At 72.1% G+C, this 13,284-nt stretch carries 8 protein-coding genes and 1 pseudogene; 8 read left to right on the top strand and 1 reads right to left on the bottom strand.

What is annotated here, in order from left to right; translation table 11 throughout:
• The first annotated feature begins 39 nt into the window (after positions 1-39).
• The 5 genes from AB0917_RS30410 to AB0917_RS30390 all read left to right on the top strand — a co-directional run bounded on the left by AB0917_RS30410 (position 40) and on the right by AB0917_RS30390 (position 7,922).
• Positions 40-924 carry an ABC transporter permease gene (locus tag AB0917_RS30410; protein WP_366822895.1) on the top strand — a complete coding sequence of 295 codons (885 nt, stop codon included), beginning with the start codon at positions 40-42 and terminating at the stop codon, positions 922-924.
• Complete coding sequence (locus tag AB0917_RS30405; RefSeq protein WP_366822892.1) at positions 921-2,843, top strand: ABC transporter ATP-binding protein; 1,923 nt, start codon at positions 921-923, stop codon at positions 2,841-2,843. Before AB0917_RS30410 ends, AB0917_RS30405 begins: the two co-directional genes overlap by 4 nt.
• A 110-nt stretch (positions 2,844-2,953) precedes the next feature.
• Positions 2,954-3,787: a formylglycine-generating enzyme family protein gene (locus tag AB0917_RS30400; protein WP_366822894.1), complete on the top strand. Its 834-nt coding sequence runs from the start codon at positions 2,954-2,956 to the stop codon at positions 3,785-3,787.
• On the top strand, positions 3,784-5,607 hold the full coding sequence (locus AB0917_RS30395; RefSeq protein WP_366822891.1) for a sulfatase: 1,824 nt from the start codon (positions 3,784-3,786) through the stop codon (positions 5,605-5,607). Before AB0917_RS30400 ends, AB0917_RS30395 begins: the two co-directional genes overlap by 4 nt.
• Positions 5,604-7,922, top strand: a complete 2,319-nt coding sequence (locus AB0917_RS30390; RefSeq protein ID WP_366822890.1) for an arylsulfatase — start codon at positions 5,604-5,606, stop codon at positions 7,920-7,922. Before AB0917_RS30395 ends, AB0917_RS30390 begins: the two co-directional genes overlap by 4 nt.
• A 77-nt stretch (positions 7,923-7,999) precedes the next feature.
• Here AB0917_RS30390 and AB0917_RS30385 read toward each other — a convergent pair whose 3' ends face one another.
• Positions 8,000-9,802, bottom strand: a complete 1,803-nt coding sequence (locus AB0917_RS30385; protein ID WP_366822893.1) for a glycoside hydrolase family 15 protein — start codon at positions 9,800-9,802, stop codon at positions 8,000-8,002.
• Positions 9,803-10,415: 613 nt separating this feature from the next.
• On the opposite strand from AB0917_RS30385, the gene AB0917_RS30380 reads away from it, so the two are divergent.
• The 3 genes and pseudogenes from AB0917_RS30380 to AB0917_RS30370 all read left to right on the top strand — a co-directional run.
• Positions 10,416-12,071 (top strand): CTP synthase, encoded by a 1,656-nt coding sequence (locus AB0917_RS30380; RefSeq protein ID WP_366822889.1) that lies wholly within the window; start codon positions 10,416-10,418, stop codon positions 12,069-12,071.
• Between the two features lie 83 nt (positions 12,072-12,154).
• The gene (locus tag AB0917_RS30375; RefSeq protein WP_366822888.1) at positions 12,155-12,781 is read left to right on the top strand and encodes an NUDIX hydrolase; all 627 of its coding nucleotides are present in this window, start codon (positions 12,155-12,157) and stop codon (positions 12,779-12,781) included.
• A 217-nt stretch (positions 12,782-12,998) separates the two neighbouring features.
• Positions 12,999-13,284, top strand: a pseudogene (locus AB0917_RS30370) (hypothetical protein); the annotation flags it as partial.

Raw genomic sequence — 13,284 nt, 5'->3', positions numbered from 1 at the left:
CCCGGCCCCGCCCCGGACGACCCGGGCTCTCCGGTCGCCCTGCGGAAACCGGACCGCCCCGACGGCTCCGGGAAGCTCCCCGCCGACGGCCCCCGCAAGACCCCCCGCCCCCGCCACCCCTACCGCGCCGCCCTCTCCACCGCCCGCGCCCGCACCGGCCTCGTCCTCGTCGGCGCGGTCGTCCTCGCCGGGCTGCTGGCCCCGCTCGTCGCCGGGCACGGGCCCACCGACCAGAGCGGCCTGAGCCTCGCGGCCGTCGGCACCCCCGGGCACCCGCTCGGCACCGACGACCTCGGCCGCGACCTGCTCAGCCGCGTCCTGTACGGCATCCGCGCCGACCTCGGGATCATCGCCGTCGCCGTCCCCGTCGGCGCGGCCCTCGGCTGCCTGTTCGCCCTGGCGGCGGCAGCGCACCCGGTGCTCGACACCCTCGTCCAGCGGATCTTCGACCTCATCCTGGCCTTCCCGGGGCTGATCCTGGCGCTCGCCGTGACCGCCATCCTCGGCCCCGGCCGGCTCCCTGTCGTCCTGGTCATCGCGCTCGCCGAGATCCCGGCGTTCGGGCGGCTGCTGCGCGGCGGCATCCTCGTCCAGCGGGAGCGGGAGTACGTCACCGCCGCCCGGGTCGGAGGGAGTTCGGGGCCCCGGGTGCTGGTCCGGCACATCCTGCCGAACGCCGCCGACCCGCTCGTCGTGCAGGTCGCCGTCTCGCTGACCGTCGCCGTCTTCATCGAGGGCGCGATGAGCTTCCTCGGGGTGGGCGTCCGGCCGCCGGAGCCCACGCTCGGCTCGGTCCTGAGCCAGTCCATGCCCTATCTCGCCCAGGCCCCGCACTTCGCCGCCGGGCCGCTGATCACCGTGACCGCGCTCGTCCTCGGGCTCTCGCTCATCGCCGAGGCGCTCAACCGGGAGGTACGCCGATGACCGCCCAGCCGATGACCGCCCGGCCGACATCGGCCCGGCCGACATCCGCCCACGAACGGCCCGAAGCGCCGAGGGCCACCCGTGACCTGCTCGAAGTCCGCGACCTGGGCGTGGAGTTCACCGACCCCGACGGCTCGACCCTGCGGGCCGTACGCGGGGTCTCGTTCACCCTGCGCCGGGGCGAGACGCTGGCCGTCGTCGGCGAGTCCGGCTCCGGCAAGTCCACCACCGCCCTCGCGCTGACCCGGATGCTGCCCGGCACCGGGCGCGTCTCGACCGGCTCGGTCCTGCTGGACGGACAGGATCTCGCCGCCGCGAGCGACCAGGAGCTGCGCGCGGTGCGCGGAGCCCGCATCGGCATGATCTTCCAGGACCCGATGACGGCCCTGAACCCGGTGCTGACCGTCGGCCGCCACCTCGACGAGGTGCTCAGAGCGCACGGCGGACGGGACCGGGCCGCGCGCCGGGACCGGGCGGTCGAACTCCTCGACCGGGTCGGTATCCCCGAACCGCACCGCCGCGTCGACGACCACCCGCACCAGTTCTCCGGCGGCCAGCGCCAGCGCATCCTGATCGCGATGGCCCTGGCCGGCGAGCCCGACATCCTGCTCGCCGACGAACCGACGACCGCGCTCGACGCCACCGTCCAGGAACAGATCCTCACCCTCCTCGCCGACCTCAACCGCGAGACGGGCACCGCACTCGTCCTCATCACCCACAACATGGGCGTCGTCGCCCGCTCCTGCGAACGCGTCCTCGTCATGTACGGCGGCACCGTCGTCGAGGACGGCCCCACCGCCGAGGTCCTCACCCGCCCCCGCCACCCCTACACCGCGGGCCTCCTGGCCGCCGTCCCCCGCCTCTCCGCCCCCTCCGGCACCCGGCTCACCGGCATCCCCGGCTCCCCGCCCGACCTCACCCTCCTCGGCGACGGCTGCTCCTTCGCCGACCGCTGCACGCTCGTGGAGGACCGCTGCCGTACGGGGGTGCCCCCGCTGGTCGAGCTGACGGACGGCGTACGGGCGGCCTGCCTGCCCGCCGCCGGGCGCACCGAACCGCTGCCCGCACCCGCCCCGCCCGCCCGCATCGACCGCCCCGCACCCGGGGCCGTGGTCCTGGAGGCGGACGGTCTGCGCAAGACGTACAGGCGGCGCGGGGTGCGCGGGCGCGGGTTCACCGCGCTCGACGGGGTGTCGCTGACGCTGGCCGAGGGGGAGACCCTGGGCATCGTGGGGGAGTCCGGCTCGGGCAAGTCCACCCTGGCCCGGGTCCTGGCCCACGCCCACCCCTGCGACGGCGGCACGGTCAGGCTGCGCGGCCAGGACGTCACCCGGCCCTCGCGGCGCGAGCTGCACGCGGTGCGCCGGCAGATCCAGATGGTGTTCCAGGACCCCTACGCCTCGCTCAACCCCCGGATGACGGTCGGCCAGATCGTCGCCGAACCGCTGATCGCCTTCGGCCTCGGCGACCGGGAGCAGCGGGCGGCCCGGGTCGAGCAGCTCCTCACCCTGGCCGGGCTCGACCCGGCCGTCGCCGACCGGCACCCGCGCTCCTTCTCCGGCGGGCAGCGCCAGCGCATCGGCATCGCCCGCGCGCTCGCCCCCGAGCCGTCCGTCCTGATCTGCGACGAACCCGTCTCCGCGCTCGACGTCTCCGTCCAGGCGCAGATCGTCGGCCTGCTCACCGACCTCCAGCGCGATCTGGGCCTGGCCCTGGTCTTCATCGCCCACGACCTCGCCGTGGTCCGGCAGGTCAGCCACCGCATCGCGGTGATGCACCAGGGCCGGATCGTGGAGAGCGGCAGCGCCGACGACGTCTGCGAGAACCCCCAGGACCCGTACACCCGGGCCCTGTTGGCGGCGGCGCCCGAACCCGTACCCGTAACGCCGGCCGTCCGGATGTCCGAGGTGCTCGCGTGAGCGCCTGCTGCACCCCGGGGCGCGCCTGCACGGGCTCACCGGCCGCCACGGCGCTCCTGCCGCTCCCGGCCGTACGCCGACCGGCCGCCGCCACCGTCGGCGCCTCCAGGATGGTGCAGCTGCCCGGCGGCACCTTCACGATGGGCGACGCCTTCGACGAGGGCTACCTCGCCGACCGGGAGCGGCCGGTACGGGACGTCACCGTGGCGCCCTTCGCCATCGACACCACCGCCGTCTCCAACGCCGACTGGGCGGCCTTCGCGGAGGCCACCGGCTACCGCACCGACGCCGAGCGCTACGGCAGCAGCTACGTCTTCCACCTGCTGCTCCACCCCCAGGCCGCCGGGCGCCACGTCCTCGGCCGGGTGCCCGGCGCCCCCTGGTGGCTCGGCGTCCGTGGCGCGTCCTGGGCCGCGCCGGAAGGGCCGGGCTCCGACCTGGCAGGCCGCGCGGACCACCCGGTCGTCCACATCTCGTACGACGACGCCCTCGCCTACTGCGACTGGACCGGGACCCGGCTGCCCACCGAGGCGGAGTGGGAGTACGCGGCACGCGGCGGCCTGGACGGCGCCCGCTACCCGTGGGGCGACGACTTCACCCCCGGCGGCCGGGAGATGTGCAACACCTGGCTCGGCCGCTTCCCGCACCGCTCGGACCGGCCCGGCGGACGCACGGGCACCGTGCCCGTCACGGCCTACGCGCCCAACGGCTACGGGCTCCACAACACCTCCGGCAACGTCTGGGAGTGGTGCGCCGACGCCTCCGGGCCCGGTGAGCGCGTCATCCGGGGCGGCTCCTACCTCTGCCACGCCTCGTACTGCAACCGCTACCGGGTCGCCGCCCGCTCCCACAACACCCCCGACTCCTCGACCGGCCACGGCGGCTTCCGCCGCGCCCGCGACCTGAAGCCCGACGACGCTGCGGAAGGACGGAACACCGCGTGAAGGCCGTCATGGTCATGTTCGACAGCCTCAACCGGCACCTGCTGCCCCCGTACGGCGCCGACTGGACCCACGCCCCCAACTTCCGCCGCCTGGCGGACCGTACGGTCACCTACGACACCTGCTACGCGGGCTCCATGCCCTGCATGCCGGCCCGCCGCGAACTCCACACCGGCCGCCACAACTTCCTCCACCGGGGCTGGGGTCCGCTGGAACCCTTCGACGACTCGATGCCCGAACTCCTCAAGCGGCACGGCGTCTACACCCACCTCGTCAGCGACCACCAGCACTACTGGGAGGACGGTGGAGCCACCTACCACGGGCGGTACAACTCCTGGGAGTTCTTCCGGGGCCAGGAGGGCGACGCCTGGAAGGGGCAGGTCACCGACCCGGAGATCCCCGACTCCCCGCGCGCCACCCGCAACGACCTCTGGCGCCAGGACTGGGTCAACCGCCAGTACCTGGACACCGAGGCGAAACAGCCGCAGACGCTCACCTTCGACGCGGGCCTGGAGTTCCTGCGGACCAACCACACCGAGGACGACTGGTTCGTCCAGATCGAGACCTTCGACCCGCACGAACCCTTCTTCACCCAGGACCACTACAAGGACCTCTACCCGCACGACTACGACGGCCCGCACTTCGACTGGCCCGACTACAACCGGGTCACCGAGACCAAGGAGCAGGAGCGGCACGCCCGTTACGAGTACGCGGCGCTGCTCTCCATGTGCGACCACTCCCTGGGCCGGGTCCTCGACGCGATGGACGAACACGGGCTGTGGGACGACACGCTGCTGATCGTCTGCACCGACCACGGCTATCTGCTGGGCGAGAAGGGCTGGTGGGCCAAGGTCGTCACCCCCTGGTACAACGAGCTGGTCCACACCCCGCTCTTCGTCCACGACCCGCGCCGCCCCGACCGCGCCGGCACCCGTGACGCGGCCCTCGTGCAGACCATCGACCTGGCCCCGACCCTGCTGGACTTCTTCGGCGCGGAACTCCCGCCGGACATGCGGGGCCGCCCGCTGCGGGAGACAGTCGACGCCCAACAGCCCCGCGAGTCGGCTCTGTTCGGCATGTTCGGCGGACACGTCAACATCACCGACGGCCGGTACGTCTACATGCGCGCGTGCCACGACGACACCAACCAGCCGCTGTACGAGCACACGCTGATGCCCACCCGCATCCGGGGCCGCTTCACCCCCGAGGAGCTGACCGGGCTCACCCTGGCCGAACCCTTCCCGTTCACCAAGGGCGTGCCCACCCTCCGTATCCCGGCCCATCCCTCGCCGCTCCTGGGCCCGCAGCGCTTCGGCACGCTCCTCTTCGACCTGGACACCGACCCGCTCCAAGAGGAGCCGGTCAGCGACACCGCCGTCGAGCTGCGGATGGCCCGGCTGCTGGTGGAGCGGCTGCGCGCCGACGACGCCCCCGCCGACCAGTACACCCGCCTCGGCCTGCCGTACGACCCCGAGGACGTCACCGAGGCCCACCTGCTGGTCGAGGCCCAGCGGGAGCGGGCCGAGGCGGGTCGCCAACCCGCCGCACGCTCCGACGAGTTCACCGAGGGCGCGCTCAACCTCCGCACGCCCCTGGCCGAACTGCTCGCCCAGCCCTCTGCCGCCGACGCGGTCCGCCGCATCGTCCCCGGTCTGCTCGACACCGAGCTGCTCACCGTCCGGGGCGGCTCCACCCTCCTCCAGATCGCGGCCTTCACGGGCCACCCCGGACGCGCACAACTCACGGCGCTCGCCGACGAACTGGCCCGCCTCTTCCCCGCACCAGACCACCACCCCAGCCACGACGGAGAGCCCAGCCGATGACCACCGACCCCACCCGCCGCGACCCCTACGACGGCTTCCCCGGCCGGATCGGCCGCACCTTCGCCGAGTCGGAGCCGTCCTGGCCGCCGCGCACCGCCCCCGGCGAGAAGGCCCCCAACATCGTGGTCGTCCTCGTCGACGACATGGGCTACAGCGACATCGGCCCGTTCGGATCCGAGATCGCCACACCGACGCTCGACACCCTGGCCGACGAGGGCGTCCGGCTCACCAACTACCACACCATGCCGCTCTGCTCCCCGGCCCGCGCCGCCCTGCTCACCGGCCTCAACCCGCACCGCGTCGGCTACGCCATGGTCGCCAACTCCGACCCGGGCTTCCCCGGTTACGGCATGGAGATCGCCGACGACATCCCCACCCTCGCCGAACTGCTCCACGACACCGGCTACGCCACCTACGCGGTCGGCAAATGGCACCTGGTCCGCGACTCCGCCTCCAACGCGGCCGACGACCGGGACAACTGGCCGCTGAACAAGGGCTTCGACCAGTATTACGGCGTCCTGGAAGGGCTCACCAGTCTCTTCCACCCGCACCAGCTCGTCCGCGACAACAGCCCCCTGGACATCGACGAGTTCGCGGACGACTACTACTACACCGACGACATCACCGACCAGGCGATCTCCATGGTGAAGTCGCTCCGCGCGCACGACCCCGACAAGCCGTTCTTCCTCTACCTCGCCCACAACGCCGTCCACGGCCCGTTGCAGGCCAAGGCCGAGGACATCGCCCGCCACCAGGGCCGCTACGACGAGGGCTGGGACGTCCTGCGCGAGCGCCGCTTCGCCGCCCAGCTCGCCGCCGGGCTCCTGTCGCCCGGCACTCAGCTGCCCGACCGCAACAGCGAGGCCGGACTCGACGTTCCCGCCTGGGACAGCCTCACCCAGGAGCAACAGAAGCTGTACGCCCGGTACATGGAGGTCTACGCGGCGCTCGTCGACAACATCGACCAGAACCTGGCCCGGCTCACCGACACCCTCGAAGCGCTCGGCGAACTCGACAACACCATCATCGTCTTCACCTCCGACAACGGCGGCACCGGCGAGGGCGGCGCCGAGGGCACCCGCTCCTACTTCAGCCGCTTCGTCCACCACCCCGCCCTCCCCGGCGACTGGACCCCCGACGTCGACCGCGACCCCGAACTCATCGGCGGCCCCCGCAGCCTGGTCCACTACCCGCGCGGCTGGGGCATGGCCTCCAACACCCCCTTCCGGCTCTACAAGGGCCACACGTACGCCGGAGGGGTCCGCGTCCCGTTCGTCCTGTCCTGGCCCAGGGGCGCCCGCGAAGGGCTGCTCGCCCCCGGGGTGCGCACCCAGTACCAGTACGTCACCGACATCGCCCCCACCCTGCTCCGGCTGGCCGGCCTCGAACGCCCGGCCGAGCGGCGCGGGACCACCCTCCAGGAGCCGGACGGCATCAGCTTCACGCCCGTGCTCGCCGACCCGGACCACGCCTCCACCCACCCCGAGCAGTACTGCGAGATGACCGGCAACCGCAGCTACTACCGCGACGGCCACAAGCTCGTCACCCTCCACCGCCCCGGCACCCCCTACGACGACTCCGAATGGGCGCTGTACGACATCCGCACCGACCCCACCGAGATCCACGACCTCGCCGCCGAACGCCCCGATCTGGTCAAGGAGTTGTCCGAGGCATGGGAGGCGGCCGCTTGGCGCGACGGAGTCTTTCCGCTCCCCGACGGCAGCGGCGCCCTCGCCCGCCGCAACCCCGCCGAACAGCGCCTGACCCGCCCCCTGACCCTGCTGCCCGGCACCCCGGAACTGGAGCGCTACCGCTCCTCCCGGCTGGTCTCCCTGCGCTCCTTCGAGATCACCGTCGTCGTCGACGAGGCGGGGGAGGGGGTGCTCGTCTCCCACGGCGACCAGGGCGGCGGCTACAGCCTGTACGTCGAGGACGGGCGGCTGCACCTCGCGTACAACGAGTACGGCGTCCTCCACGAGACCGACGCCGGCCCGCTCGCGCCCGGCGCCCACGTCATCGCCCTCACCGCCACGGCCCAGAAGGGGCTGCGCTGGTCGTTCACGGTCAGCGTCGACGGCGAGGTGCGGGCCACCCCGCCCAGCGTCCACCAGCTCATCGGCATGGCCCCGTTCCAGGGCATCAGCGTCGGCATCGACCGCAAGTCCCCGGTCTCCTGGCCGCTGTTCGAACGCCACCGCTCGTTCCGCTACGGGGGCGTCCTGCGCTCGGTCACCTACACCCCCGGGGAGCCCGGCCCCGACTCCCCGCAGGCGGTGGCCGCCGCGCTCAAGGAGGCGGCGGCGGCCTTCGAGTGAGGCACCCGCGGCCCTGAGACGCACGGTGGCCGCCCCCGAGGAGACAGGGGCGGCCACCGACAGGGACGGACCGGGCCTCAGCCCACGTACGCCCCGCTCGCCGTCAGCCGCAGGGCCGTGTCGATCAGCGGGACGTGGCTGAACGCCTGCGGGAAGTTCCCCACCTGGCGCTGGAGGTTGGAGTCCCACTCCTCGGCCAGCAGGCCCAGGTCGTTGCGGAGCGACAGCAGCTTCTCGAACAGCTGGCGCGCCTCGTCGACCCGGCCGATCATCGCGAGGTCGTCGGCCATCCAGAACGAGCAGGCCAGGAACGCGCCCTCGTCACCCGCCAGGCCGTCGACGCCCGCCTCCTCGCCCCCGGTGGGGTAGCGCAGGATGAAGCCGTCCTCCGTGGACAGCTCCCGCTGGATCGCCTCGATCGTGCCGATGACCCTCTTGTCGTCCGGCGGCAGGAAGCCCATCTGCGGGATGAGCAGCAGGGAGGCGTCCAGCTCCTTCGACCCGTAGGACTGGGTGAAGGTGTTGCGCTCCTTGTCGTAGCCCCGGTCGCAGACGTCCCGGTGGATGTCGTCGCGCAGCTGGTACCACCGCTCCAGCGGACCCTCCACGTCGCCGGACTCGACGAGCTTGATCGTCCGGTCGACCGCGACCCACGCCATCACCTTCGAGTGCACGAAGTGCCGACGCGGCCCGCGCACCTCCCAGATGCCCTCGTCCGGCTCCTCCCAGTGCTTCTCCAGGTACTCGATCAGCTTGAGCTGGAGGCCCATCGCGTAGTCGTTGCGGGTCAGCCCTGTCATGTGCGCCAGATGCAGCGCCTCGGTGACCTCGCCGTACACATCGAGCTGGAGCTGGTTGGCCGCGCCGTTGCCGACCCGGACCGGGCCGGAGTTCTCGTAACCGGGCAGCCAGTCCAGCTCCGCCTCGCCCAGCTCGCGCTCGCCGGCGATGCCGTACATGATCTGGAGGTTCTCCGGGTCGCCCGCCACCGCCCGCAGCAGCCACTCACGCCACGCTCGGGCCTCCTCCCGGTAGCCGGTGCGCAGCAGCGAGGAGAGGGTGATCGCGGCGTCCCGCAGCCAGGTGTAGCGGTAGTCCCAGTTCCGTACGCCCCCGATCTCCTCGGGCAGGGAGGTGGTCGGCGCGGCGACGATGCCGCCGGTCGGCGCGTAGGTGAGGGCCTTGAGGGTGATCAGGGAGCGGACGACCGCCTCCCGGTAGGGCCCGTGGTACGTGCACTGCTCGACCCATTCGCGCCAGAACAGCTCCGTCGCCTCCAGCGACCCCTCCGGGTCGGGGAGCGCGGGCGGTTCACGGTGCGAGGGCTGCCAGCTGATCGTGAAGGCCACCCGGTCGCCGGGGCCCACGGTGAAGTCGGAGTAGGTGGTCAGGTTCTTGCCGTAGGTGTCGGCCTGGGTGTCCAGCCAGACGGAGTCCGGCCCGGCGACGGCGACCGTACGGCCGTCGACCTTGTGCACCCAGGGCGTCACCCGGCCGTAGCTGAACCGCATCCGCAGTTCCGAGCGCATCGGCACCCGGCCGCTGACGCCCTCCACGATCCGGATGAGCTGCGGTGCCCCGTCTCGCGGTGGCATGAAATCGGTCACCCGTACGGTGCCGCGCGGAGTGTCCCACTCCGATTCCAGGATGAGGGAGTCACCGCGATAGCGGCGCCGGTCCGCGGAGAGCGGCTCGGCCCCTTCCGGCCTCGCGGGACCCAGGCGCCAGAAGCCGTGCTCCTCGGTGCCCAGCAGTCCCGCGAAGACGGCATGTGAATCGAAGCGGGGAAGGCACAGCCAGTCCGCCGTACCGTCCCGGCAGACCAGGGCAGCGGTCTGCATGTCTCCGATGAGTGCGTAATCCTCGATGCGCCCGGCCACGTGCGTCTCCAGTCGAACGGCCATGTCGCCCCGTCCGGGGCGCTTACTGGGGTCTAAGGGGTGTCGTGCCGATCATGCCGGGCTCGCGGGTCCGGCACCGCACCTCGCGGCGTTGTCGTCGGTCCCCATGGCTCCGCCATGGCTCCGCCATGGCTCCCTCCTCCGCCTTGCGGCGCACGGCACCGGGCCCCGCTCCCTGATCCGGCCTGACCGGCACGACACCCCCTGGGGGTCATAGGGCCTTTCACCCTGGAGGAACCGACGAGTTCCTGTACCGGTAGCGGGCCCAAAACGGTGCCGCCGCCCGGCCGTCTCGGCAGCGAGTGTCCGAGCAGGATACGACGCGGTACGAAGATCCGCGCGACGGTCTCCGCAACATCTCTGAGCTGATCGGGTGGGACGTGCGACGACTGGGGTGATGGTGTGACGGCCCTGTGCAGGGTGTGGCCGGAAGCAGCCTCCCCCCGTCGCTGTTACCCTGGTAGCCCGTGGACCGGTGGTCGTTCGCGACAGCGGACGAGGCCCCCGAACCGCAGCGACGGCGCCCCCGGAATCTCCGGTGGGGCGACCGGTACGCACCTCACAACCGCGACCACGGGAGCCCCCTTTGGCTATGCAGCCCACATCCACGACGACCAAGCACATCTTCGTCACCGGGGGTGTCGCCTCCTCCCTCGGCAAGGGTCTGACTGCCTCCAGCCTGGGTGCCCTGCTCAAGGCGCGTGGCCTGCGGGTCACCATGCAGAAGCTCGACCCCTACCTCAACGTCGACCCCGGCACGATGAACCCCTTCCAGCACGGCGAGGTGTTCGTCACCAACGACGGCGCCGAGACCGACCTGGACATCGGCCACTACGAGCGCTTCCTCGACGTGGACCTCGACGGCTCCGCCAACGTGACCACCGGCCAGATCTACTCGCAGGTCATCGCCAAGGAGCGGCGCGGCGAGTACCTGGGCGACACCGTCCAGGTCATCCCGCACATCACCAACGAGATCAAGCACCGCATCCGCCGCATGGCCACCGACGACGTGGACGTCGTCATCACCGAGGTCGGCGGCACGGTCGGCGACATCGAGTCGCTGCCCTTCCTGGAGACCGTCCGCCAGGTCCGCCACGAGGTCGGCCGGGACAACGTCTTCGTCGTGCACATCTCGCTGCTGCCCTACATCGGCCCCTCCGGCGAGCTGAAGACCAAGCCGACCCAGCACTCCGTCGCCGCCCTGCGCAACATCGGTATTCAGCCGGATGCGATCGTGCTGCGCGCCGACCGCGAGGTCCCGACCGCCATCAAGCGCAAGATCTCGCTGATGTGCGACGTCGACGAGACCGCCGTGGTGGCCTGCCCGGACGCCCGGTCGATCTACGACATCCCCAAGGTGCTGCACACCGAGGGCCTGGACGCCTACGTCGTCCGCAAGCTCGACCTGCCCTTCCGGGACGTCGACTGGACCACCTGGGACGACCTCCTGGACCGCGTCCACAACCCCGACCACGAGGTCACCGTCGCGCTGGTCGGCAAGTACATCGACCTGCCCGACGCCTACCTCTCGGTCACCGAGGCCATCCGCGCCGGCGGTTTCGCCAACAAGGCCCGGGTCAAGGTCAAGTGGGTCACCTCCGACGACTGCCGCACCGCGGCCGGTGCCGCCGAGCACCTGGGCGACGTCGACGCGATCTGCGTCCCCGGCGGCTTCGGGGAGCGCGGGGTCGACGGCAAGGTCGGCGCCATCCGCTACGCCCGCGAGAACAAGGTCCCGCTGCTCGGCCTCTGCCTCGGTCTCCAGTGCATCGTGATCGAGGCGGCCCGCTCGCTGGCCGAGATCCCCGACGCCAACTCCACCGAGTTCGACGCCGCCACCTCCCACCCGGTCATCTCGACCATGGAGGAGCAGCTCGCCTACGTCGAGGGCGCCGGCGACCTGGGCGGCACGATGCGGCTGGGCCTCTACCCGGCCAAGCTCGCCGAGGGCTCCCTGGTGCGCGAGGCGTACGCGGGCGAGCCGTACGTCGAGGAGCGCCACCGCCACCGCTACGAGGTCAACAACGCCTACCGCGGTGAGCTGGAGAAGAAGGCCGGACTGGTCTTCTCCGGCACCTCCCCGGACAACAAGCTCGTCGAGTACGTCGAGTACCCGCGCGAGGTCCACCCCTACCTGGTCGCCACCCAGGCCCACCCGGAGCTGCGCTCCCGCCCGACCCGCCCGCACCCGCTCTTCGCGGGCCTGGTGAAGGCGGCCGTCGCGCGCAAGGTCGGCGCGGCCGAGTAGTTCCGAGGCATTACGGTTGACCGGGGCACGGATCCTTGACGGTGCGTGCCCCGGTTTCTCGTTCTGTACGTGGGAGGACGCACATGGGTATCCAGGACACGCCCGAGGAGTGGCAGGTCACCGCGACCACCACCCCCTTCACCGGCAACAAGACCAGCGTCCGCACCGACCAGGTGGTCATGCCCGACGGCTCGGTCCACGGCCGTGACTACCAGGTCCACCCCGGCTCCGTCGCGATCCTCGCGATCGACGAGGACGGCCGGGTCATCGTCGTACGCCAGTACCGCCACCCGGTACGCCAGCGGCTCTGGGAGATCCCCGCCGGACTGCTCGACGTCCCCGGTGAGAACCCCCTGCACGCCGCCCAGCGCGAGCTGTACGAGGAGGCGCACGTCAAGGCCGAGGAGTGGCGGGTGCTGACCGACGTCTACACCACGCCCGGCGGCTGCGACGAGGCCGTACGGATCTTCCTGGCCCGTGGCCTCTCCGACGCGGAGGGCGAGCGGTTCGCGGTCTCCGAGGAGGAGGCCGACATGGAGCAGGCCCGTATCCCGCTGCCCGAGCTGGTGCGTTCGGTGATCGCGGGGGACCTGCACAACAACTGCCTGGCCGTCGGGGTGCTCGCGCTCACCGCCGTCCTCGCGGGCGACGGCGTCGACTCGCTGCGGCCCGCCGAGGCGCCCTGGCCGGCCCGCCCGTTCGAGGCCTGACGGCCCGTCCGCTCCCTTCTTCTTCTCCTCCTCCTTCGGCGCTTCCTCCACTCCCTCCTCCGGTCGGACGATCATAAAAAATGCTGATCCGATCGGGGGATGTTCTTCCTGGCTCCGCCCCGCTCCGCAGTGATCCACACCACCGCTGAACTACGCTCGAAAGGCACCCGACCGGAGTTCCGGCGGGCACCGCGTGCAGCGAAGTGGAGCGTGGCTCGTGACCGATCAGGCGGTGGACACCAGCGGCCCGGCCGAGGCTGCGGGGACCGAGGAGCCGTCCGGCGCCGCCCCGCCCCGATTCTTCGGCCGGGAACGCGAGTTGAAGGCCCTGCGGGCGGACATCGAGCGCGCCGGACTGGACACCCTGGCCGGCCGCAAGACCCCCCGCGCCCGGGTCCTGCTCATCGCGGGCCGCCCCGGCTCGGGCCGCAGCGCGCTCGCCGCCGAACTCGCGGGCGCCCTCACCGGTACGGGCACGGTCCCGGGCCCCGACGCGTCGGGGC

It is taken from the genome of Streptomyces sp. NPDC007346 (assembly GCF_040703535.1).
Classification (GTDB): Bacteria; Actinomycetota; Actinomycetes; order Streptomycetales; family Streptomycetaceae; genus Streptomyces.
Note: the sequence above shows the minus strand (reverse complement) of the source record. Positions and strands in the feature narration are given on the sequence as shown.

Excerpts from the sequence above, each read along its gene's own strand:
- AB0917_RS30405 (WP_366822892.1), top strand. The coding sequence starts at position 921 with ATGACCGCCCAGCCGATGACCGCCCGGCCGACATCGGCCCGGCCGACA.
- AB0917_RS30400 (WP_366822894.1), top strand. The coding sequence starts at position 2,954 with ATGGTGCAGCTGCCCGGCGGCACCTTCACGATGGGCGACGCCTTCGAC.
- AB0917_RS30390 (WP_366822890.1), top strand. The coding sequence starts at position 5,604 with ATGACCACCGACCCCACCCGCCGCGACCCCTACGACGGCTTCCCCGGC.
- AB0917_RS30380 (WP_366822889.1), top strand. The coding sequence starts at position 10,416 with ATGCAGCCCACATCCACGACGACCAAGCACATCTTCGTCACCGGGGGT.
- AB0917_RS30375 (WP_366822888.1), top strand. The coding sequence starts at position 12,155 with ATGGGTATCCAGGACACGCCCGAGGAGTGGCAGGTCACCGCGACCACC.